21 protein-coding genes are annotated in these 23,018 nt (G+C 67.0%); 16 read left to right on the forward strand and 5 right to left on the reverse strand.

Annotated features, from left to right (window positions below):
* Positions 1-71: 71 nt before the first annotated feature.
* Positions 72-764: a ribonuclease III gene (rnc, locus tag H276_RS0101945; RefSeq protein WP_026356482.1), complete on the forward strand. Its 693-nt coding sequence runs from the start codon at positions 72-74 to the stop codon at positions 762-764.
* 3 nt (positions 765-767) lie between these two features.
* Positions 768-1,634, forward strand: coding sequence for a bifunctional DNA-formamidopyrimidine glycosylase/DNA-(apurinic or apyrimidinic site) lyase (mutM, locus tag H276_RS0101950; RefSeq protein ID WP_019969624.1), 867 nt, complete (start codon positions 768-770; stop codon positions 1,632-1,634).
* A 5-nt stretch (positions 1,635-1,639) separates the two neighbouring features.
* Here the strand turns inward: mutM and H276_RS25145 are convergent, their stop codons facing one another.
* Complete coding sequence (locus tag H276_RS25145; RefSeq protein WP_036460411.1) at positions 1,640-2,281, reverse strand: hypothetical protein; 642 nt, start codon at positions 2,279-2,281, stop codon at positions 1,640-1,642.
* Positions 2,282-2,478: 197 nt separating this feature from the next.
* Here H276_RS25145 and H276_RS0101960 point away from each other — a divergent pair, with 197 nt between their 5' ends.
* The 9 genes from H276_RS0101960 to H276_RS0102000 all read left to right on the forward strand — a co-directional run bounded on the left by H276_RS0101960 (position 2,479) and on the right by H276_RS0102000 (position 15,572).
* Positions 2,479-2,898, forward strand: coding sequence for an OsmC family protein (locus H276_RS0101960; protein ID WP_019969626.1), 420 nt, complete (start codon positions 2,479-2,481; stop codon positions 2,896-2,898).
* Positions 2,895-3,182: an acylphosphatase gene (locus tag H276_RS0101965; RefSeq protein ID WP_019969627.1), complete on the forward strand. Its 288-nt coding sequence runs from the start codon at positions 2,895-2,897 to the stop codon at positions 3,180-3,182. Before H276_RS0101960 ends, H276_RS0101965 begins: the two co-directional genes overlap by 4 nt.
* A 26-nt stretch (positions 3,183-3,208) precedes the next feature.
* Positions 3,209-6,796, forward strand: coding sequence for a chromosome segregation protein SMC (smc, locus tag H276_RS0101970; protein WP_019969628.1), 3,588 nt, complete (start codon positions 3,209-3,211; stop codon positions 6,794-6,796).
* A 137-nt stretch (positions 6,797-6,933) separates the two neighbouring features.
* Positions 6,934-8,457 (forward strand): signal recognition particle-docking protein FtsY, encoded by a 1,524-nt coding sequence (gene ftsY / locus H276_RS0101975; RefSeq protein WP_019969629.1) that lies wholly within the window; start codon positions 6,934-6,936, stop codon positions 8,455-8,457.
* A 174-nt stretch (positions 8,458-8,631) separates the two neighbouring features.
* Complete coding sequence (locus H276_RS0101980) at positions 8,632-9,987, forward strand: ammonium transporter (RefSeq protein ID WP_369758385.1); 1,356 nt, start codon at positions 8,632-8,634, stop codon at positions 9,985-9,987.
* Positions 9,988-9,993: 6 nt separating this feature from the next.
* Complete coding sequence (locus H276_RS0101985) at positions 9,994-10,332, forward strand: P-II family nitrogen regulator (protein ID WP_019969631.1); 339 nt, start codon at positions 9,994-9,996, stop codon at positions 10,330-10,332.
* A 44-nt stretch (positions 10,333-10,376) separates the two neighbouring features.
* Positions 10,377-12,827 (forward strand): [protein-PII] uridylyltransferase, encoded by a 2,451-nt coding sequence (locus tag H276_RS0101990; protein ID WP_019969632.1) that lies wholly within the window; start codon positions 10,377-10,379, stop codon positions 12,825-12,827.
* A gap of 76 nt (positions 12,828-12,903) precedes the next feature.
* A complete protein-coding gene (gene ffh / locus H276_RS0101995) occupies positions 12,904-14,472 on the forward strand; it encodes a signal recognition particle protein (protein ID WP_019969633.1) in 1,569 nt (522 codons plus the stop codon).
* A gap of 11 nt (positions 14,473-14,483) precedes the next feature.
* A complete protein-coding gene (locus H276_RS0102000; protein ID WP_019969634.1) occupies positions 14,484-15,572 on the forward strand; it encodes an amidohydrolase family protein in 1,089 nt (362 codons plus the stop codon).
* Positions 15,573-15,582: 10 nt separating this feature from the next.
* On the opposite strand, the gene H276_RS0102005 is transcribed toward H276_RS0102000, so the two are convergent.
* From H276_RS0102005 to H276_RS0102015, 3 genes are all read right to left on the reverse strand, one after another.
* Positions 15,583-17,163: a sulfite reductase flavoprotein subunit alpha gene (locus H276_RS0102005; RefSeq protein WP_019969635.1), complete on the reverse strand. Its 1,581-nt coding sequence runs from the start codon at positions 17,161-17,163 to the stop codon at positions 15,583-15,585.
* 93 nt (positions 17,164-17,256) lie between these two features.
* The gene (locus H276_RS0102010) at positions 17,257-18,078 is read right to left on the reverse strand and encodes a D-alanyl-D-alanine carboxypeptidase (RefSeq protein ID WP_019969636.1); all 822 of its coding nucleotides are present in this window, start codon (positions 18,076-18,078) and stop codon (positions 17,257-17,259) included.
* A 77-nt stretch (positions 18,079-18,155) separates the two neighbouring features.
* Entirely contained in the window at positions 18,156-19,043 is an 888-nt protein-coding gene (locus tag H276_RS0102015; protein WP_019969637.1) for a D-alanyl-D-alanine carboxypeptidase family protein, read from the reverse strand.
* A 294-nt stretch (positions 19,044-19,337) separates the two neighbouring features.
* Between H276_RS0102015 and rpsP the strand changes: the two genes are divergently transcribed.
* Genes rpsP through trmD form a run of 4 tightly spaced genes read left to right on the forward strand, consistent with a single transcriptional unit; the run spans position 19,338 to position 21,317 of the window.
* A complete protein-coding gene (gene rpsP / locus H276_RS0102020; RefSeq protein WP_019969638.1) occupies positions 19,338-19,823 on the forward strand; it encodes a 30S ribosomal protein S16 in 486 nt (161 codons plus the stop codon).
* Positions 19,824-19,831: 8 nt separating this feature from the next.
* Entirely contained in the window at positions 19,832-20,074 is a 243-nt protein-coding gene (locus H276_RS0102025; protein ID WP_003881089.1) for an RNA-binding protein, read from the forward strand.
* A gap of 12 nt (positions 20,075-20,086) precedes the next feature.
* Positions 20,087-20,605, forward strand: coding sequence for a ribosome maturation factor RimM (gene rimM / locus H276_RS0102030; RefSeq protein WP_019969639.1), 519 nt, complete (start codon positions 20,087-20,089; stop codon positions 20,603-20,605).
* 13 nt (positions 20,606-20,618) lie between these two features.
* A complete protein-coding gene (gene trmD / locus H276_RS0102035; protein ID WP_019969640.1) occupies positions 20,619-21,317 on the forward strand; it encodes a tRNA (guanosine(37)-N1)-methyltransferase TrmD in 699 nt (232 codons plus the stop codon).
* 81 nt (positions 21,318-21,398) lie between these two features.
* Here the strand turns inward: trmD and H276_RS0102040 are convergent, their stop codons facing one another.
* A complete protein-coding gene (locus tag H276_RS0102040; RefSeq protein ID WP_026356485.1) occupies positions 21,399-22,328 on the reverse strand; it encodes a hypothetical protein in 930 nt (309 codons plus the stop codon).
* 343 nt (positions 22,329-22,671) lie between these two features.
* On the opposite strand from H276_RS0102040, the gene rplS reads away from it, so the two are divergent.
* Positions 22,672-23,013 (forward strand): 50S ribosomal protein L19, encoded by a 342-nt coding sequence (gene rplS / locus H276_RS0102045; RefSeq protein WP_019969642.1) that lies wholly within the window; start codon positions 22,672-22,674, stop codon positions 23,011-23,013.
* The last annotated feature ends 5 nt before the right edge of the window (positions 23,014-23,018 follow it).

Below are 23,018 nucleotides of genomic sequence, written 5' to 3' on the forward strand. Positions count from 1 at the left end.
CGCGCATGAGGGTCAGCGAGAAGCGGAGCGGATCGCGCATGAGGGTCAGCGAGAAGCGGAGCGGATCGCGCATGAATGAAGCTCATGCGCAGCTGCTGGAGGCACTCGGGGTCGTGCTTCCCAGTGAATTGCTGACCATTGCGTTGACCCATCGCAGCTACTCGTACGAACACGGTGGGCTGCCCACCAACGAGCGACTGGAATTCCTCGGCGACGCCGTGCTCGGGCTCACCATCACCGAGGAGCTGTATCACCGCCACCCGGACCGATCCGAAGGCGACCTGGCCAAGCTGCGGGCCAGCATCGTCAACACCCAGGCGCTGGCCGATGTCGGCCGTGGGCTCAGCGATGGTGGCCTCGGCGCCCACCTGTTTCTGGGCAAGGGGGAGGAAAACTCCGGTGGCGCTGACAAGTCGAGCATTCTCGCCGACGGTGTCGAATCACTGCTCGGGGCAATCTATGTGGAGCACGGCCTCGACATCGTCCGCGAGGTGATCCTGCGGCTGTTCAGTGAACTGCTCGACACGGCACCGACTTTGGGCGCTGGTCTGGACTGGAAGAGCAGCCTGCAGGAGCTGACTGCCGCGCGCGGCATGGGTGTGCCCGTCTACCTGGTCACCTCGACCGGTCCCGATCACGACAAGGAGTTCACCGCGACCGTGGTGGTCGGCGAGGTCGAGCACGGCAGAGGAGTGGGCCGCACCAAGAAAGAAGCCGAACTCAAGGCTGCCGCCGCTGCCTGGCAGGCGCTCGACGATGGGTGATCGGTGCCCGAACTCCCCGAAGTAGAGGTTGTTCGGCGGGGGCTGCAGGAGCATGTCGCGGGCAAGACCATCACCGCGGTACGGGTGCATCATCCGCGTGCGGTGCGCCGGCACGAGGCCGGCCCGGCCGATCTGACTGCCCGACTGCTCGATGTGCAGGTCACCGGTACGGGACGGCGCGGAAAGTACTTGTGGCTGACGCTTTCTGACGGGTCGGCGTTGGTCGTGCACCTCGGCATGAGTGGCCAGATGCTGTTGGGTCCCATCGCCGATGACCGGCATCTGCGGATCGCCGCCCTGCTCGACGACGGCACCGCGCTGAGTTTCGTGGACCAGAGGACGTTCGGCGGCTGGCAGTTGACCGACCTGGTCGAAGTCGACGGTTCTGAGGTACCCCAGCCCGTCGCGCACATCGCCCGCGACCCGCTCGACCCCCGCTTCGATCGGGACGCTGTCGTTACGGTATTGCGGCACAAGCATTCTGAGATCAAGCGCCAACTGCTGGACCAGACTGTGGTGTCGGGCATCGGCAACATCTATGCCGACGAGGCGTTGTGGCGGACGAAGCTTCACGGGGCGCGGTTGGCGGCGTCGCTGCCGCGGGCCCGGCTCGGCGAGTTGCTCGATGCAGCCGCCGCGGTGATGGGCGAAGCGCTGGCGCAGGGCGGCACGTCGTTCGATTCGCTCTATGTCAACGTCAACGGGCAATCCGGGTATTTCGCACGATCACTGGACGCCTACGGCCGCGAAGGGCGACCCTGCCGCCGGTGCGGTGCACCGATGAACCGGGACAAATTCATGAACCGGTCGTCGTTCTACTGTCCGAAATGCCAGCCCCGCCCGCGAACGCGGGCGGTAGGTCGGCGGTGATCAGGTCAGGGCAGCCCGGGCAGAGAGGACAGACCGAGCGCATCGGTGGTGCACAGCTTCCAGTCGCCGCTTTCCTTGCGGAAATAGATGGTGCTGGTGTTGCCATTGACCTCGACTTTGGCCGTGGCCCGGTCGCCGTCAACCTTGATATCGCTGACCTTTGCTGATTCTGACGGGGCCTTGATCGTGGGCTTGGGCACGTTGATGCCGTACTTTTCCAAGCCGCTGTTGTCGATAGCGTCGAGAATCTTGCGGTCGCCCGCGCAGACGTACTTCTTCATGTCCGACATGCTGTTGCCGGAATTGCTGATGTTCTTGAGCAGTTGCCCGATCGCGCGCTCGTCACCAGAGGGCATCATCACGACGATCACGATGCCGATGATCACCACCAGAGCCACTGCGGCCGCGGCGATACCGCCGATGATCAGCACTTTGCGGTTGCCTCCGGGGGGCTGCGGCGGCATGCCGTAGCCGTAGGGCGGTTGGCCGTAGAGAGGTGGGCCGTATTGGGGCGCGCCGTACGGTGGGGCGCCGTATTGCGGCGCGCCGGGGTACTGCTGCGGACTCCCGTACTGCTGGGGCGGCCCGTACTGCTGAGGCGGCTGCTGCTGTGCCCACGGGTCGGGCGGTCCAGACGGAAATGTCATCGTGCTCCTCGGCAGAACGGCGGTTATGTCGAGTTTATCGTCCGCACGCCGCACCCCGCGGGTGCTGAGTCGGGCCGTCTCGCGGATGTGAGGAGCAAAACGGGTCTGCAGACGTGAGGGACAAGACGTGAGGAGCAAATGGTTGAGGGAGCCTTCCTGCGGGAACAGCCGATCGTCGCGGCGTGTAGAAATACCGCATGACCGAACTGTGGATGGAACGCACCGGCGTGCGCCGTTACACCGGGCGCAGCTCCCGGGGGGCTGAGGTGTTGGTTGGCAGCGAGGACGTCGAGGGTGTGTTCACCCCCGGCGAGCTGATGAAGATCGCCTTGGCGGCGTGCAGCGGGATGAGTAGTGACGGTCCGCTACGGCGCCGGCTCGGCGACGACTACGACGCAACCATCCGGGTCTCCGGGCCTCCAGACCGCGAGCAGGAGCGGTACCCGCTGCTCGCCGAGAAGCTCGAGGTGGACCTGTCCGGTCTCTCCGAGACCGAGGTGGCCAGGCTGTTGACGGTTGTCGAGCGGGCCATCGACCAGGTCTGCACTGTCGGCCGGACGTTGAAATCGGGCACTGAGGTGACCTTCGAGATTGTGGACAAGGTCACCACGGCGTGACCCGACCGGAAGACCAGGTGCGGCTCAACGCTTGGGTGCACGGCCAGGTCCAGGGGGTGGGGTTCCGCTGGTGGACGCGCGCGCGGGCGCTGGAACTGGGCCTGACGGGGTTTGCCTCCAACCGACCCGACGGCCGCGTCCACGTGGTGGTGCAAGGTCCGCGCGCGGGCTGTGAGCGACTCCTTGACCTGCTGCAGAGCGGTCAGACTCCAGGTGTTGTGGACAACGTCGTCGTCGATTGGTCTGACGCGGGCACACCGATGACGGGCTTTCACGAGCGGTAGCCGACTCGGCGGTAGGGTAAGTCGACGTGCACCTCAAGAGTCTGACGCTGAAGGGCTTCAAGTCCTTCGCCTCGCCGACGACTCTGCGCTTCGAGCCGGGTATCACCTGCGTCGTCGGCCCCAACGGGTCGGGTAAATCCAACGTCGTCGATGCGCTGACCTGGGTGATGGGCGAGCAGGGTGCCAAAACACTGCGCGGCGGCAAGATGGAAGACGTCATCTTCGCCGGCACCAGCTCACGGGCACCGCTGGGCCGCGCCGAGGTCACCCTGACCATCGACAACTCCGACAATGCGCTGCCGATCGAGTACTCCGAGGTGTCTATCACCCGCAGGATGTTTCGTGATGGCGCCGGTGAATACGAGATCAACGGCAGCAGCTGCCGGCTCATGGACGTTCAGGAGCTGCTCAGCGACTCCGGCATCGGCCGGGAAATGCACGTCATCGTCGGGCAGGGCAAGCTCGCGGAGATCCTGGAATCGCGGCCGGAGGATCGGCGCGCATTCATCGAGGAAGCCGCCGGGGTGCTCAAGCACCGCAAGCGCAAGGAAAAAGCGGTCCGCAAGCTCGACTCGATGGCCGCCAACCTGGCCCGGCTCACCGATCTGACCACCGAACTGCGCCGCCAGCTCAAGCCGCTGGGTCGCCAAGCCGAGATGGCCCGCCGAGCCGCAACCATCCAGGCCGATCTGCGCGACGCGCGGCTGCGGCTGGCAGCCGATGACTTGGTGACGCGGCGTGCCGAGTTCGAGAACACCAACCAAGCCGAGACGACGCTGCGCCGCGAGCATGAGATCGTCGCCGCGCGGTTGGAGGCGGCGACCGTCGAGCACGACGCCCACGAAGCGGCCGTCGCCGAACTGACGCGCCGCGCCGAGGCCGCGCAGCAGACCTGGTTCCGTGCGTCGGCACTGGCCGAGCGCGTCAGCGCAACCGTGCGCATCGCCACCGACCGGGCCCAGCTGCTCGAGGCCGAGCCGGAGGCGTCTTCGGGGCGTGACCCCGAGGAACTGGAGGCCGAGGCCGAAGAGGTCGCCGAGCTCGAAATGGAGTTGCTCGGCGAACTGGAGATCTCGCGCATCGCCTTGGAAACCGCGCGCGCCGAACTCGCCGACCGGGAACGCGTGGCCGCCGAGGCCGAGCGTGCCCATCTGGCCGCGGCCCGCGCCGAGGCCGACCGGCGTGAAGGACTGGCTCGGCTGGCCGGTCAGGTCGACACCATGCGCACGCGGGTCGAGTCGATCGACGAAGGCCTCGTGCGGCTTTCGGTCAGCATCGAAGAGGCTGCCGCCCGGGTACATCAGACCACGGCCGAGTTCGAAACCGTGCAGGGCCGCATCGGTCAGCTCGACGCCGGGGAAGTGGGTTTGGACGATCACCACGACCGCACCATGACCGCGCTGCGGCTGGCCGACGAACGGGTCGCCGAACTCCAGGCCGCCGAACGCAGCGCCGAACGTCAGGTGGCCTCGTTGCTGGCCCGTATCGAGGCACTCTCGGTCGGGCTCGATCGTCGCGACGGCGCTGCTTGGTTGCAGAAAAACCGGAGCGGCTCAGGTCTGTTCGGTTCGATCGGCGAGTTCCTCAAAGTACGCGGCGGATATGAGGTCGCCGTGGCGGCGGTGCTCGGAACGGCTGCCGATGCCCTCGCCGCCGAAGACTTCGGTGCCGCGGCGTCCGCGGTCGCCGCGCTCAAGGAATCCGACGGCGGCCGGGCTGCTCTGCTGCTCGGTGACTGGCCCGCGAACGGCTCGGAGCCGGCGGTGCCGCTGCCCGACGGCGCGATCTGGGCGGCCGACGTGGTGACCGTTCCCGATCGGCTGCGGGGTGCGATCACCGCGATGCTGTCGGGTGTAGCCGTGGTGGCCGACATGTCGGCCGGGCTGCGCCTGGTCTCGGGGCGGCCCGAGTTGCGTGCGGTCACCGCGGACGGGGACCTGGTCGGTGCCGGTTGGGTGAGCGGGGGGTCCGACCGTAAGCCCAGCACCTTGGAGATCGCCGCGGAGATCGACAAGGCCCGCCATGAGCTCGAAGCAGCCGAGAGACAGACGGCAGAGCTGGCGGCTGCCCTGTCCGGCGCGTTGACCGAGCAGTCGTCGCGCCAGATTGCCGCCGAAGAGGCGCTGGCCGCCCTCAATGAGTCTGATACCGCGATCTCGGCGATCTACGAGCAGCTGGGCCGGCTTGGTCAGGACGCGCGTCTCGCCGACGACGAGTGGCGGCGGTTGATCAAGCAGCGCGACGAGCTGGAAGCCGGACGCACCAAGACCGTTGAAGAGCTGGTCGAACTCGAGGCTCGGTTGCGCGGGGCCGAACAAGTCCCGATGTTCGAGGCAGAACCGGTGGACCGGCAGGAGTCCGTGGTTGCCGCCGAGGCAGCTCGATCGGTCGAGGTGGAGGCCAGACTGGCAGTTCGCACGGCCGAGGAACGCGCGAATGCTGTTCGTGGACGAGCGGATTCACTGCGTCGCGCGGCCGCTGCCGAACGTGAGGCCAGGTTGCGGGCGCTGCGGGCGCGCGAGGCGCGCGAACATGCCGCCAAGGTCGCCGCGGCCGTCGCCGAGTCGGGACGTCTTGTGGCCCAACGCTTGAGCACCGTGGTGGCGGTGGCCTCCCGAGCCCGCGACGAGCTGGCCACCGAGCGTCAGATCCGCGGCTCCGCCCTTGCCAAAGCACGCGAAGAGGTCAGCGAGCTCGGCGCCAAGATCAGCCAGTTGACCGATGCGCTGCACCGTGACGAAGTGGCGAAAGCTCAAGCCTCTCTTCGCATCGAACAGTTGGAAGCCCAGGTGCTCGAGCAGTTCGGGATGCCGACGGGCGATCTGATCGCCGAGTACGGACCACACGTGCCGCTGCCGCCCACCGAGTTGGAGCTGGCCGAATATGAGCAGGCCCGGGAACGCGGCGAACAGGTCACCGCACCGGCGCCCATGCCGTTCGACCGCCCCACCCAGGAGCGCAGGGCCAAGAAGGCCGAGCGCGAGCTGACCGAGCTGGGCCGAGTAAACCCGTTGGCGTTGGAGGAGTTCGCTGCGCTGGAAGAGCGCTACAACTTCCTGTCCACGCAGCTCGAGGATGTCAAGGCGGCCCGGCAGGACCTTCTCGACGTCATCGCCGACGTCGACACCCGCATCCTGCAGGTGTTCACCGAGGCCTACGCCGACGTGGAACGCGAATTCGAACAGGTCTTCGCCACCTTGTTCCCCGGCGGCGAGGGCCGGCTGCTGCTGACCAATCCCGACGACATGCTCACTACCGGCATCGAGGTCGAGGCTCGTCCGCCGGGTAAGAAGATCAAGCGGCTTTCGCTGCTCTCCGGTGGCGAGAAGTCGCTGACCGCGGTGGCGATGCTGGTGGCGATCTTCCGGGCCCGGCCGTCGCCCTTCTACGTGATGGACGAGGTTGAGGCCGCCCTCGACGACGTCAACCTGCGCAGGCTGATCAGCCTGTTCGAGCAGCTGCGGGAGCGTTCGCAGCTCATCGTGATCACCCATCAGAAGCCCACCATGGAGGTCGCCGACGCGCTCTACGGGGTGACCATGCGCGGTGACGGCATCACCACGGTGATCTCCCAGCGGATGCGCGGCCAGGAGCTGGTCGCCAACTCCGGCTGACCGCCGGATCGGCAGCTGCGTTCTGCTTTCCACCGCGCAGTGGGCGATCGGTTTCCCGTGCGCTCTGATTGTGATGCGGTCGTGCTCGACCACGGCCTTGGCGGGGCCGATCGTCCGTCGGCGACACCCCTGAGACAATGGCTTCCGTGTCGGAAGGTCTCTGGATCGCGATAGCGGTCATTGCTGTTCTGCTGGTTACCGCGCTTGTCGTCGGGCTGGTCCGCTACCGCCGTGGGCGGATCAGCTTGTCCGGTCCGGACGAAGCCAAACCGATCGACCGGTCAGGCGGGTATTCGGCTTCTTCTGGCATAACGTTCAGCCAGTCGCCGACCGCTCCACCGGAGCCCCCGAAAGTGCGACGCATCGACACCAGCGGGCTTCCCTCGGTCGGTGACGATGCCACGATCCCGCGCGACGCGCCGAAGCGTCCCATCTCCGACGTGCGGCTGCCTGAACCCCCCGTCAAGGAGGCTGCACCTGCGCCTGAGGCTGCACCGGAGGAAGCGCCACCCGCGCCTGAGGTCACGCCGGTTCAGGATGCAGCACCGGCACCCGCCGCACCGGTGGCACCCACCGCACCGGTGGAACCCGCCGAGCCGGAAGCCCCTGCCGAGCCGCAGGTACCGGCCGAGCCGGAAGCCCCTGCCGAGCCGCAGGTACCGGCCGAACCGGAAGCCCCTGCCGAGCCGCAGGTACCGGTCGAACCGGAGGCGCCCGCCGCGGCTGTGCTCGAGGAGATTGCGCCCACGGACGGGCGTTTGGACCGCCTGCGCGGGCGGCTGTCGAAGTCACAGAATGCGCTGGGTCGCAGCATGCTCGGCTTGCTCGGCGGCGGCGATCTGGACGAGGACTCCTGGGAGGAGGTCGAGGACACGCTGCTGATCGCCGACCTCGGGCCGGTCGTCACCGAATCCGTTGTTGCCGCGCTGCGTTCGCAGATGGCCAGCAAGGGCGTGCGCACCGAGGCCGAGGCGCGAGCGGTGCTGCGTGACGTTCTGATGTCCGAGCTGCGGCCCGAGCTGGACCGCTCGATTCGTGCCCTGCCGCACGCCGACAAGCCGTCGGTGCTGCTGGTGGTCGGGGTCAACGGCACCGGCAAGACCACCACGGTCGGCAAGTTGGCGCGTGTTCTGGTGGCCGACGGTCGGCGGGTGGTGCTGGGTGCCGCCGACACGTTCCGGGCGGCCGCTGCCGATCAGCTGCAGACCTGGGCGGTGCGCGTGGGTGCCGACGTGGTGCGCGGTGCCGAGGGCGCCGACCCTGCGTCGGTGGCGTTCGACGCCGTCGATGAGGGTATCTCCACGGGCGCCGACGTCGTGGTCGTCGACACGGCCGGTCGGCTGCACACCAAGACGGGCCTGATGGACGAGCTGGGCAAGGTCAAGCGGGTGGTGGAAAAGCGTGCCGCCGTGGACGAGGTGTTGCTCGTGCTGGACGCGACCATCGGGCAGAACAGCCTGCCGCAGGCCAAGGTGTTCGCCGAGGTCGTTGACATCACCGGCGTGGTGCTGACCAAGCTCGACGGGACGGCCAAGGGCGGCATCGTCTTCCGCGTGCAGCAGGAGCTCGGCGTACCGGTCAAGCTCGTCGGTCTCGGCGAGGGACCCGACGACCTGGCTCCGTTCGAGCCCGCCGCATTCGTCGACGCCCTGCTCGGCTGAGGTCCGCAGCGGAAAACGCACGGTGTAACACCGGCGAAACGCGACTCGTCTATCCGTTCACGCGAGCGAAACACGACGGCGCTGTAGCTGAAACATCCACTCAGCATTGTCTTGGACCAGGTCAACGGTTCGTAAACCCTTGCGGCCGTGGCGTGGTGAAGGAGGAAACTGCGAGTGGAGCAATTCCCGTTGATGGGCGCACCGGATACCGGTGATACAGCGTGGATGTTGGCCAGTGCGGCGCTGGTGCTGTTGATGACGCCAGGTTTGGCCTTCTTCTACGGCGGTATGGTGCGCGCCAAAGGTGTGCTCAACATGATCATGATGAGCATCGGCGCCATGGGCGTCGTGACCGTGTTATGGGTGCTGTACGGCTACTCGGTTGCCTTCGGCGACAACACTGCCGGTGTGATCGGTGACCCGGCCCAGTTCTTCGGTCTCAAGGGTCTGATCGGAACGAATGGGACGGCCGATGCGCCAATCGCGCTTGCCGGCACCATTCCTGCCACCGTGTTCGTCGGCTTCCAGCTGATGTTCGCGATCATCACCGTCGCGCTGATCTCCGGCGCGGTCGCGGACCGCTTGAAATTCGGCGGATGGCTGCTGTTCGCAGGGTTGTGGGTCACGATCGTGTACTTCCCGGTGGCGCACTGGGTGTTCGACTTCGATGTCAAGGATCCCAAAACCGCAGCGATCATTCACCACGGTGGCTGGATCGCCAACCAGCTCAAGGCAATCGACTTCGCCGGTGGCACCGCGGTGCACATCAATGCCGGTACCGCAGGCTTGGTCCTCGCGATCATCCTGGGCAAGCGCCTCGGCTGGCCGGGTACGCCGATGCGCCCGCACAACCTGCCGTTCGTGATGCTCGGCGCCGGCCTGTTGTGGTTCGGCTGGTATGGCTTCAACGCCGGATCCGCGGTGTCGGCGAACGGGGCCGCTGGTGCGACCTTCATCACGACCAGCGTGGCGACCGCCGCGGCGATGTTGGCGTGGCTGCTCACCGAACGCATCCGCGACGGCAACGCGACTTCGCTGGGTGCGGCTTCTGGCATCGTGGCCGGACTGGTCGCGATCACCCCGTCGTGCTCCTCGGTGAATGTCTTGGGCGCGCTCGTGATCGGCGCGGCCGCAGGTGTGTTGTGCGCGTTGGCGGTCGGGCTGAAGTTCAAATTCGGGTTCGACGATTCTCTCGACGTCGTGGGTGTCCACCTCGTTGGCGGCATCGTCGGCACGTTACTCATCGGCCTGGTGGCCACCAAGGAAGCACCCGCCGGCGTCGCCGGGCTGTTCTACGGCGGCGGGTTCGACCAGCTGTGGCGACAGGCGGTCGGGGCCGGTGCGGTTCTACTCTATTCGGCGGTGGGTACCGCTATCTTGGCGTTGATTGTCAAATACACCGTGGGCCTGCGCCTGGACAAAGAAGAGGAGGCGTCCGGCGTTGACGAGGCCGAACACGCGGAAAGCGCGTACGACTTCGTCGCAGTCGGAACCGGATCTGTTCTTGGTCGTCGCGGCGGGGAGGGATAAGGAAATATGAAGCTAATCACTGCGATCGTCAAACCGTTCACTCTGGAAGACGTCAAGACGGGTCTCGAACAGACCGGCATTCTCGGAATGACGGTCAGTGAGGTCCAGGGATACGGCCGCCAAAAGGGACACACCGAGGTCTACCGGGGCGCTGAGTACTCGGTCGACTTCGTACCCAAGGTGCGGGTGGAGGTCGTCGTCGAGGACTCCGCGGTGGACAAGGTCGTCGACGTCATCGTGCAGGCTGCCCGCACCGGCAAAATCGGCGACGGCAAAGTGTGGGTCAGCCCCGTCGACACCGTCATTCGCGTTCGCACCGGGGAGAGGGGCGCCGACGCCCTGTAGCCGGTCGGTCGAGGGCGTAATCGCCCGGGGGAGGGGAGTCGAAAATGTCGGAGCAGCAACCGGACTCGTTGCGGCCGGCCACTGATCTGGCGGCGGCCACCGCACAGTTATTGTCGGGTCCGCATCAACTGGAAGCGGCAGCACTGCGGAACGCCTTGCTCGACCTACACGAATTCTGGCTCGCCACAAAGGCAACCGAGATCGGTATCACGGCCGACAGTGGGTTCGCGATCGTGGCGTCCGGTGGGCTCGGCCGCGGTGAGATGCTGCCGTATTCCGACTTGGATCTGATGCTGCTGCACAACAACATGCCGGCAGAAGTGGTCAGCGAGGTCGCCGAGAAGCTGTGGTATCCGTTGTGGGACGCCAACATTCGCATCGACCACAGCGTGCGGACGGTGCCGGAGGCATTGCAGGTCGCCAATGACGACATCTCGGTCGGCCTGGCGATGCTCGAGGTGCGACACATCGCCGGCGACGCCGAGCTGTCCTCGCTGCTGGTCGGCGGGGCGCGGCGGCAGTGGCGGATCGGCATCGCGTCGCGATTCGACGAACTCGTCGAGAGTGCGCAGGCCCGGTGGCAGCGCAGTGGCCAGATCGCCCATCGTGCCGAGCCTGATCTCAAGTCCGGCCGTGGTGGGTTGCGCGATGTCCAGCTGCTCAACGCCCTGGCCATCGCGCAGTTGGCCGACGTGTACCCGAGCCCGGCCCTGGCTTCCCCGACCGGAACCCTGGGTGACGCACACCTGGCGTTGCTCAACGTTCGCACCGAACTGCACCGGGTCTCCGGGCGTGGCCGAGAACTGTTGCTGGCCCAGCACGCCGACGAGATCGGTGCGGCCCTGCGCATCGGGGACCGGTTCGACCTCGCCCGGGTGTTGTCCGATGCCGCACGTACGGTCAGCTACTACGTCGACGCCGGTATTCGCACCGCCGCGAATGCATTACCCCGCCGTGGGTTCGCCGCGTTGCGGCGACCGGTGCGCCGCCCGCTCGACGAGGGTGTCATCGAATATGCCGGAGAGGTGATCCTCGCTCGCGACGCGCGGCCGGAACGTGACCCCGGCCTGATCCTGCGGGTCGCCGCCGCATCGGCCACCACCGGGCTGCCGATGGCCGCGTCGACCCTGGGTCGGCTGGCGGAGAGGGCACCCGAGCTGCGCACGCCATGGCCCCGTCAAGCCCTCAAGGATCTGCTGGTACTGCTCGCGTCCGGCGCCGCTGCGGTGGCCACCATCGAGGCCCTGGACCGGACCGGACTGTGGGGCCGGCTGTTTCCCGAATGGGGCGCGGTGCGCGACCTGCCGCCCCGCGACGTCGTGCATATCTGGACCGTCGACCGGCACCTGGTCGAAACCGTCGCGCGGGCAAGCGCTTTCACCACCCGGGTGTCCCGCCCCGACCTGCTGTTGCTCGGCGCCCTGTGCCACGACATCGGCAAGGGCCGCGGCGGCGATCACAGCGTGATCGGTGCGGAGCTGGCCGCGCAGATCGGTACGCGGCTGGGCCTGTGGCCATCGGACATCGAGGTCCTGTCGAAAATGGTGCGCTACCACCTGCTGCTACCCAACACGGCCACACGGCGTGACCTGCAGGACCCCAAGACCATCGACGCCGTCGCCGAAGCACTCGACGGCGACCTGGTGTTGCTGGAGCTGCTCGCCACCTTGGCCGAGGCCGACTCGCTGGCGACCGGCCCCGGGGTCTGGGGTGAGTGGAAGGCTTCGCTCATCGGCGATCTGGTGCGACGCTGCCGACTGGTGATGGCCGGTGACCCGCTGCCGCAACCGGATCCGATCGAGCCGCGGTTCGTGCAGTTGGCCGCGGATGGCGGCGTGCATGTCGAGCTGGCCGAGGGCGACGGGCAGCACATCTACAACGTCACGATGATCGCGCCGGACCGGCGCGGTCTGCTGTCGAAGGCCGCCGCGGTGTTGGCGTTGAATTCTCTGCGGGTGCACTCGGCCTCGGTGAACAGCCATGACGGGTCGGCGATCAACACCTTCGTCGTGTCCCCGCTGTTCGGTTCGCCCCCCGCGGCCAGGCTGCTGCGTCAACAGTTCATCCTGGCCCTCGACGGGGAGCTCGATGTGCTCGGCATGCTGCTGACCCGCGAGCGCGAGGCAGCCCAGCATCCGACCACGCGAGCCGGCGAGATCCTGGCCTCCGTTCCGGCCAATCATGTGCCGGCACCACCACGGATCCTGTGGTCGGACGACAGCGCATCGGGGGAGATGGTCGTGCAGATCCGCAGCATCGACCGGCCCGGGCTGCTGGCCCGGTTGACCGCGGTGTTCGAGCGCGACGGTGTCGACATCGCCTGGGCAAAGGTGACGACGCTGGGATCGTCGGTGCTCGACGCGTTCGGCATCACCGTGCCGGGTACCGGCGCCGACGGCTTCGGCCGCGCCGCGCTGCGCGAGGAGCTGGAACGCGACCTGTACGCGATCCTGCCCACGCCGCCACCGGCCAAACCCGCCGAGCAGGCGAGCTGAGCCGCCGGACACCGGATAAGACGAGGTCCGGCGACACGCGGCACCCCCTGTCGCGGTCGCCCGTTAGGCTTACGACGTGTTTGAGAGCCTGTCTGACCGGTTGACCGGTGCCCTGCAGGGGCTACGCGGCAAGGGGCGGTTGACCGACGCCGATATCGATGCCACCGCCCGGGAAATCCGGCTGGCCCTGCTGGAGGCCGACGTCTCGCTACCGGTGGTGCGTGCGTTCGTCGCACGTATCAAGGAGCGAGCCAAGGGCGCCGAGGTATCTGCCGCGCTGAACCCGGCCCAACAGGTCGTCAAGATCGTCAACGAGGAACTGATCGGCATCCTCGGCGGTGAAACCCGTCAGCTGGCATTCGCGAAGATTCCGCCCACGGTGATCATGCTGGCCGGTCTGCAGGGCGCCGGTAAGACCACCCTTGCCGGCAAGTTGGCGAAATGGCTTAAGGGCCAAGGGCATACGCCTTTGCTCGTGGCCTGTGACCTGCAGCGCCCCGGCGCCGTGCACCAGCTCAAGATCGTCGGCGAGCGCGCCGGGGTCGCGGTGTTCGCGCCTCATCCCGGCACTTCGGTGGAAGGCCTGGAGAACGCCGGTCACGGTGATCCGGTCGCGGTCGCCGGCGCCGGTCTGGCCGAGGCCAAAGCCAAGCACTTCGACGTGGTCATCGTCGACACCGCCGGTCGCCTCGGCATCGACGAGGAACTGATGGGCCAGGCGGCCGCCATCCGCGAGGCCGTCAGCCCCGACGAAGTCCTGTTCGTGCTCGACGCCATGATCGGCCAGGACGCCGTCGCCACCGCCGAGGCGTTCCGCGAGGGCGTCGGCTTCACCGGTGTCGTGCTGACCAAGCTCGACGGCGACGCCCGCGGTGGTGCAGCACTGTCGGTGCGCGAGGTCACCGGCATGCCGATCCTCTTCGCGTCGGCCGGCGAGAAGCTCGAAGACTTCGACATCTTCCACCCGGACCGGATGGCGTCGCGCATCCTCGGCATGGGTGACGTGCTCACCCTGATCGAGCAGGCCGAACAGGTCTTTGATCAGCAGAAGGCCGAGGAGGCCGCGGCCAAGATCGGCTCGGGGGAGCTGACGCTGGAGGACTTCCTCGAGCAGATGCTCGCCATCCGCAAGATGGGCCCGATCGGCAACCTGCTCGGCATGCTTCCCGGCGCGGGCCAGATGAAGGACGCGCTGGCCGCGGTCGACGATAAGCAACTCGACCGGGTCCAGGCCATCATCCGCGGTATGACGCCCACCGAGCGGGCCGACCCGAAGATCATCAACGCCTCGCGGCGGTTGCGCATCGCCAACGGTTCGGGAGTCACGGTTTCGGAGGTCAACCAACTCGTCGACCGATTCTTCGAGGCACGCAAGATGATGTCCTCGATGGCCGGCCAGATGGGCCTGCCGTTCGCCCGCAAGAGCGCCACGCGTAAGGCCGCCAAGGGTAAGAACAAGCAAGCCGGGAAGGGCCGCAAGTCGGGGAAGGGCCCGACGCCGCCCAAGGTGCGCAATCCGCTTGGCGGACCGGGTATGCCCGCCGGGTTCCCCGACCTGTCCAACATGCCCAAGGGGCTGGACGAGTTGCCGCCCGGCCTGGCCGATTTCGATCTGTCGAAGCTGAAGTTCCCGGGCCAGAAGTAGGGCCATGGCCGATGAGTGCTTGCGCGAAAGAGCAGACCGTCGCGCTGCACGTTCGCGGTCGGGAACTCCCTGACGGCGAAGCCGTGCAATGGTGGATCGACCGCGGTGTGCTGCATGCGGATCCGGTCGCCGGCGCCGAGACGGTGTTTGACGGCGGCTGGATCCTGCCCGGCCTGGTCGATGCACACTGTCACGTCGGCCTCGGACCGCACGGGCCGGTCGAATTCGACGAGGCGGTCACCCAGGCCGAGACCGAACGTGGGGTCGGGGCGCTGCTGTTGCGCGACGCCGGGTCACCGGTGGACACCCGCAGCATGGACGACCGCGAGGATCTGCCCAGGATCATCCGCGCCGGCCGACACCTCGCCCGGCCGAAGCGGTATTCGCCGGGTCTGCCGATCGACATCGAGGACGAATCGCAGCTGCCGGACGCGGTGGCCGAGCAGGCGCGCTGGGGCGACGGCTGGGTCAAGCTCGTCGGTGACTGGATCGACCGCGCCGTGGGCGATCTGGCGCCGCTGTGGTCCGACGAGATCCTCAAGGCCGCGATCGAGGCTGCCCATGCCAACGGGGCCCTCGTCACCGCCCACGTGTTCGGTGAAGACGCGCTGCCCGGGCTGATCAACGCAGGTATCGACTGCATCGAGCACGGCACCGGCATCACCGACGAGATCATCGAGTTGATGCTGGCCAACGGCACCGCACTGGTGCCGACGCTGATCAATATCGAGAACTTTCCCGGGATTGCCGACGCCGCGGCGAAGTATCCGGTCTACGCGGCGCATATGCGGGAGTTGTACGCGACGTGCCGAACGCGTATCGGCGCCGCACACGACGCAGGGGTGCCGATTTTCGCGGGCACCGACGCCGGCGGCATGATCGCCCACGGTCGGATCGGTGACGAGGTCGAGGCGCTCAAATCGGTGGGGCTGAGCCCGACCGATGCCCTCGGTGCGGCATGTTGGGACGCGCGGGCCTGGCTAGGTCGGCCGGCGCTTGCCGACGGCGCCCCCGCCGACCTGATCTGTTATGCCGACGACCCCCGCGCCGGTGGCGTCGACCACCCGGATCTGGTGATCCTCCGCGGCCGGGTGTACTGACTGCGCGAGCTCAGTACACGTCGCGCACGTAGCGGTGGGTCTTGACGAGGTCGTTGACGTAGGCATGCGCGGCCTCGGCGTCCATGGCGCCGCAGCGGGCGACGATGTCGTGCAGCGTCGCGTCGACATCCTTGGCCATCTGCTTCTCATCGCCGCACACGTAGAGATGTGCGCCATCGGATAGCCAGCCGAACAGCTCGTCTGCATTCTCCTGCATACGTTGCTGGACATAGACTTTCGTGCTCTGATCGCGCGAGAAGGCGAGGTCCAGCCGGGTCAGTGTGCCGGACCCGGCGAAGCTCTCCAGTTCGGCGCCGTAGAGGAAGTCGGTGGCGCGGTGCCGGTCTCCGAAGAACAGCCAGGCCCGGCCAGGAGCGTCGATCGCCCGGCGTTCCTGCAGGAAGGCGCGAAACGGCGCGATACCGGTGCCCGGCCCGATCATGATGATCGGTACGTCCGCGGCGGGCAGGCGGAACGTGTGATTGGGGCGCAGGTGCACGCGCGCCGTGGCGGTGCGGTCGGCCAGGAACGTCGAGGCGACACCGCCGTGGCGGCGGTCACCGACGGTGTAGCGCACCGACGCGACAGTGAGATGGACTTGGTCGGGATGCACCAGCGGGCTGGATGCGATCGAGTAGTCACGGGGCTGCAGCGGCCGCAGGGTGTCGACGACGTCGTCGACGGTTAGGGTCGCGAGCCTGATCAGGTCGAGAACGTCTCTGCTCACGGTGTCATCGGCCAGGGCTGCGGCAATGTCGGGGTCGCCGGTGCGGGAAGTGACGAGCGCCAGCAGGGCCCGCGACGGCGTGCGGATCTCGAAATGGTCGGTGAGGAGCACCCCGAGCGATTCCCGGTGATCGAGCACCCGATGCTCGGGGCCTACGCCCAGTGCGCTCAGGATGTCCGTGACGAGGGCGGGGTCGTTGCTCGCGTGCACCGCGATGGAATCGCCCGCGTGGTAGGTGATCCCGGAATCGGTGAGGTCCAGTTCGTAATGGCGGACCTCCTTGTCGGACGCGGGGGAGGTGAGCAGCCGATTGACGGCGACGCGGACCGCGACGGGATCGTGGTGTTCCCGGCCGGCCGTTGCGGGCGTGCCGGCCGCGACAGCCGGTGCGGCGCTGCTGTTCACAGTGTCGGCGAGTAGCTGTTTGACCAGGTCGGTCGTCCATGCCGCGGCCTGCTGCCGATAGGGGCCGTCGATGTCGACGCGGTCGGTGAGCCGCGTGGCGCCGAGAGCTTCGAGCCGCTCATCGAGCAATTTGCCAGCGTTGCAAAAGAATTCGTAGCCGCTGTCCCCGAGGGCGAGCACCGCGAAGCTCAGGTTGTCGAGCCGGTCGGTGGCGTCGCTGATGGCCTCCCAGAACAATGTGGCCGTGTCGGGGAACTCGCCGTCGCCGAACGTGGAGGTGGCGACGACGAAATGGGTTGCCATCTGAAGCTCAGCCAGATCGACCTGGTTGAGTTCAACCGCGGTGGCTGCGACCCCGGCAGCCGTGACGGCCTCGGCGAACGCGATGGCGGCATCCTCGGCATTGCCCATGTCGGTGCCGTAGGCGACGATCAGGGAAAGATCGCGGTGTCCGGTCACGGTGACCCCCTAGGTTGCACGTAGGACGATGTCCCGCACTAGTTAGGGTTACCTTACTTCTATGTCGACACCTGTAGGGACGTCCGTCCGGCGTCAGCCGTACTGACCGAAGCCCCAGTCCAGCAGCTGTATCGCCTGGCCGTACAGATCGCCGGTGCCGTACATCTGCACGACGATCAGCCGGTGGTTGCCGCGCTGGGCGGCGCCGACATAGGTCTTGCGGGCCAGATCCGTGTAACCGGTCTTGCCGGCCAGATCACCCGGGTAGCGGGTGAGCAACTCGTTCTGGTTGGTCAGCGTCCTGCCCGGGAACTGGGCCGTCGTCTGCCGCATGATCTGGGCGATCAGCGGATAGGTCAGCGCCGCCCGGTAGATCACCGCGAGGTCGTGTGGTGTGGTGAGCGATTCCCAACCGGGTCCGTCCAGGCCAGACGGTGAGCCTGCGTGGGTGTTGCGCGCACCCAGGCTTGCCGCCTTACGGTTCATCGCGGCCACTGCGACGCGCTGCCCGCCGAGCATGTCGGCCAGCATGTTCGCGGCGTCATTGCCCGACACCATGAGCAGCCCCTCCAGCAGCTGCTGGGTGGTGTACGCCTGACCAGGTTTGAGCCCGACGCACGAGCATTCCACCTTGGTGTGCGAGTTGTTGGCTCTGGCGAAGTTGTCCGGCCGCAGGTTGTCCAGGACCACCATGGCCAGCAACGGTTTGATGGTGCTGGCCGGAGCGTAGGAGCCATTGGGATCCTTGGCTGCCAACACCTGGCCCGTGTCGAGGTCGGCGACCAGCCACGCCTTGGCGGGGCCGTTCGCGAACGCTTGTGCGCCAGCGGGTTCCACGGACGGTTCGGCCGCGGCTACAGGCGCCGCCAGCACCGTGCTGAAGGCGAGCGTGGTCGCCACGAGCAGTCTGCGCACGAGCGCCGACCCTACGGTTTGCAGGACTCGTTCGGCGCGCGCTCAGGTCTCTGTCGGGTATCGACGCCGAACCGGTTTCAGAGCGAGCCGATGCTGGCGGCGTGATCCTGCAGGAAACCCCAGTCCAGCAGGGCAGCGGCCTGATCCCAGTACGTCGGGCCGCCTTCTTTTACCAACCCGTGCATCATCGAGATGACCAGTCGACGACCATCACGCTGAGCTGCCGCGACGAACGTCTTGCGCGCGATGTCGGTGAACCCTGTCTTGCCGCCGATCGTGCCGGGATACCGACGCAGGAGCTCGTTCTGGTTCTGCAACACCCGCTCGCCGGACTTGGTGGGGAACACCGTCGATGGCATGGCCGTGATCTGGGCGAACACGGAGTTGGCCATTGCGGCGCGGAAGATCACCGCCATGTCGTGCGGGGTGGACCAGAACGGCATGCCGGGGGCGTCCAGGCCCGACGGTGTCACCACATTGGTGTCGTGCGCACCGAGCTGGGCGGCCTTGGCGTTCATCTTGGCCACCGCAGTGTCCGGGCCGCCGAGCATGTGGGCCAAGGTGTTTGCGGCGTCGTTGCCCGAGTCCAGCAGCGCGGTCTCCAGCAGTTGGCGTGCGGTGTAGGTCTGGCCGGGGGTGACGCCGGCGCACGTGCACTCGGCCTGCGAATCGGCCTCGTCGGCGACGATGGTGCTGTCCAGCGGGAGCTCGTCGAGCACGACCTGAGCGAGCAGCGTCTTGATGGTGCTCGCCGGTGCGTAACGGGTGTTCTCGTTACGAGCCGCCAACACTTCGCCGGTGTCCAGGTCGGCGACCACCCAGCCTTCCGCGGGCCCGTCGGGGATCGGCGCCGAGCCGATCTGCTGCACGCCCATATCGGCTCTGGCGGCGGGCGGCTCGACCGAGCTCAACACCGTGCTCAAAGCCGCCAACAGGACTGCGAGCGCGCAGATCAACCTCCCCATGGCCGGCCAGCCTAATCGTGTTGAATCGAGACATTTGAGCCTGGCTGAGATTTCGTCGAGGCTAAATGCTTCGATGACGCTTGGTCTTAGTCGGCTCCGACGACGCCTGGCCTGAGTCGCTTCCGGCGACGTAGATTTGGGTGGGCCGGACGCCCTCTGGCACAATGTTGGGCTGTCTGCCGTGCGACTCGTTCAATGCGCTGCGCGGTGGTCACACACGTAAGGCAAAACCGGACCCGGGCAACCCGCCCTGATCGCTGAATTGCAGCGTGGCAACCATCTAGGAGTTCCATCATGGCTGTCAAGATCAAGCTCACCCGGCTTGGCAAGATCCGCAACCCCCAGTACCGCATCGCTGTCGCCGACGCGCGCACCCGCCGCGACGGCCGCGCGATCGAGGTGATCGGCCGCTACCACCCGAAGGAAGAGCCGAGCCTGATCGAGATCGATTCGGAGCGCGCGCAGTACTGGTTGGGCGTTGGCGCACAGCCCACCGAGCCGGTGCTGGCCCTGCTGAAGATCACCGGTGACTGGCAGAAGTTCAAGGGCCTGCCAGGCGCCGAAGGCACGCTGAAGGTCATGGAGCCCAAGCCGTCCAAGCTGGATCTGTTCAATGCCGCGCTCGCCGATGCGGAGGGCGGCGCCACCACCCAGGCCGTCACGCTGAAGAAGAAGAAGTCCAAGGCGGACGAGGCCGCTGCTGAGACCCCGGTCGCCGCTGAGACCCCGGCCGCGGCCGACGAGGCTGCCGCCGACGAGTCTGCCGTCGGCGAGAGCTGAGCGCCGAAGTGAGTTCTGTCGTGGTCGACGCCGTCGAGCACTTGGTCCGCGGGATCGTGGACAACCCTGACGACGTGCGGGTCGATATGGTGACCAGTCGCCGCGGACGCACCGTCGAGGTGCACGTCCACCCGGACGACCTGGGCAAGGTCATCGGCCGCGGCGGCCGGACCGCCACCGCGCTGCGTACCCTGGTCGCCGGTATCGGCGGGCGGGGTATCCGCGTCGACGTGGTGGACACCGACCAGTAGCGTCGGCGCCATATGGATCTGGTTGTTGGACGGGTCGTCAAGGCGCACGGGATCACCGGCGAGATCGTCGTCGAGGTCCGCACCGACGACCCGGACGCCCGCTTCGCACCCGGTATGGAGCTGCGGGGCAGGGCCAAAGGTGGCGCCGAGCGACCCTTCGCCGTCGAATCCGTGCGTGAGCATGGGGGCCGGTTGCTGGTCAGGCTGGTCGGGGTGGCCGATCGCAATGCCGCAGACGAACTGCGTGGCACCGTTTTCGTCGTCGACACCGCCGATCTGCCCGCCATCGACGATCCCGACGAGTTCTATGACCATGAGCTCGAAGGTCTGCAGATGGTGTGCATTGACGGCACACCGGTCGGCAAGGTCTCGGAGGTTCTGCACACCGCGGCGGGGGAGTTGCTCGCAGTGACAGACGCCGACGGCCGCGAGGTGCTGGTGCCGTTCGTCAGCGCCATCGTCACCGCGGTCTCCCGGGAGGACGCTACGATCGTCATCGACCCGCCCGACGGCCTGCTCGACCTGAGCTGACGGGAGCGTCGCTGTGCGCATTGACGTCGTGACCATCTTCCCGGCGTACCTCGATCCGATCCGGCAATCGCTACCGGGCAAGGCCATCGAAGCCGGCATCGTCACGCTGGCCGTGCACGACCTGCGGACATGGACCCACGATGTGCACCGGTCGGTCGACGATTCTCCGTACGGCGGTGGACCGGGCATGGTGATGAAGGCCCCGGTATGGGGTGAGGCGCTCGACGAAATATGCACGAACGAAACACTTTTGGTGGTACCCACCCCCGCCGGCCGGCTGTTCACCCAGGCGGTGGCCGAGCGCTGGAGCGCTGAGCGGCACCTGGTGTTTGCGTGCGGCCGATATGAGGGTATCGACCAGCGGGTCCCCGACGACGCGGCCCGTCGGATGCGCGTGGAAGAGGTGTCGATCGGGGACTACGTGCTCACCGGTGGCGAGTCCGCGGCGTTGGTGATGATCGAGGCGGTGGTTCGCCTGCTGCCCGAGGTGCTCGGCAATCCCGAGTCCCACCAACAGGATTCGCATTCAGACGGACTGCTCGAAGGGCCCAGCTACACTCGTCCGCCGAGCTGGCGGGACTTGGAGGTGCCTCCGGTGCTGCTGTCGGGTGACCACGCGAAGGTGGCCGCCTGGCGTCGGGAACAAGCGCTGCTGCGCACGCGGGAACGCCGGCCCGACCTCCTCGACAACTCCCCGCGAGCAGACGCATAGGTCCCCGACACGCCGGTTTTCAGGGACCTCCGCTGGGGGCACCTCCCGCTTGCGGGGGACTGCTCGCGCGGTGGAGGTGCGTCAGATGCGCCCGCCGGGGAACATCACCTTGACCGCGTCGGTGATGGTCTTACGCGCGGTGGCGTCGTCGGTGGGTTGCATCGAGCCGATCACCATGATGAACCGGCGGTCAGCGCCGATCACCCCGGTGGACAGATGCACCCAGTTGCCGCCGTTCCAGCAGCACATCCAGCCTTGCTTGACGGCCACGGGTTCGGCGTACAACCCATCAGGGATACCGAAACGCTGTGGGTAGCCGTCGATTCCGTTCGCGGTGGACTGGGCCAGGTTGGACAGGATCGTGTTGGCCTGTTCCTGCGGCAGGCCGCCGCTGCCGTTCATCAGCATGTCGTAGTAGCGCGCCAGGTCGTCGGCGGTACTCATGGTGTTCCACCAATGGCCGTCGTACGGGGTCGTGGTGGACGTCAATCCGTAGCGCGCCGCCACGCGGGTGATAATTGCGCTCCCGCCGCTCTGGTTCCAGAAGTTCTCTGCAGCACTGTCGTCAGAGGATCGCAGCATCACGTCGAGGGCGTGACGGTCGTCAGCGCTCACCGTGGTCTGTCCCTTGGACTCCTGCAGCAGCAGGTCATCGGCGATGAAGAGTTTGGCCACCGATGCGATCGGGATGGGCGTCGAGTTCCCGTTGGAGACCACTTGACCGGTGCTGCGGTCGAGTACCAGTGCCGTGATGGTGGCTCCGGCTTTCGACGCGGATGCGGTGGCGAGGCTCGTCCGGTTCTGCAGGCCGTCGAACGTTGCGGCGGGGCCGTCTGGAGGTGCCTCAGGCAGTGGTGCTGCGGTGCCCTGGGGCACGACCACGGTGAACTGCGGTGCGGTGGGTACCGGTGGTGGTGTTCCGTACACCCTGGCTTCGCAGCCGGCGACGGTGACCATCCCGATCACGACGGCCGCGGTCACGGTCATCACTCTCGACGGCCGCCGTTGCATGCCTCTCCTTAGACCCGGTAACTGGAATCCAGACGTCCGAGCCGAGCGACAGATGCGCATCGGTCGTCGGCAACCGCGTGTGCGGACGGTTCAGAATAACTGGTGCCCGGCGGAATCGCGTAGCTTGTCGGTTGCGGTAATTCCGGTGGTTGCGGTGCAGCCCAACCGCCGGATTTCACTGGACCGGTGCTCATCTGGCACAATTGAGCAGTTGTCTGCTGCAGCCTAGGGCTGGGTGCTGCCTGCCCGCTGTCAGATACGCCCCGATACACCCGAAAACTAGCTTCGGCTGCGCGAGTCTGCGCATCGGCCCGGAGCCGCTAACAACAAGGAAGTGTCACCGATGAACACGCTGGACTTCGTCGATCAGGCGTCGCTGCGCGACGACATCCCGACCTTCAGCCCCGGCGACACCGTCAACGTGCACGTGAAGGTGATCGAGGGCTCGAAGGAGCGCATCCAGGTCTTCAAGGGTGTCGTGATCCGTCGCCAGGGCGGCGGCGTCCGCGAGACCTTCACCGTGCGTAAGGAGAGCTACGGCGTCGGCGTCGAGCGGACTTTCCCGGTGCATTCGCCCAACATCGATCACGTCGACGTCGTGACCCGCGGTGACGTGCGTCGCGCCAAGCTGTACTACCTGCGCGAGCTGCGGGGTAAGAAGGCGAAGATCAAGGAAAAGCGCTGAGCGCG

Source organism: Mycobacterium sp. 141, assembly GCF_000382405.1.
Taxonomy (GTDB): Bacteria; Actinomycetota; Actinomycetes; order Mycobacteriales; family Mycobacteriaceae; genus Mycobacterium.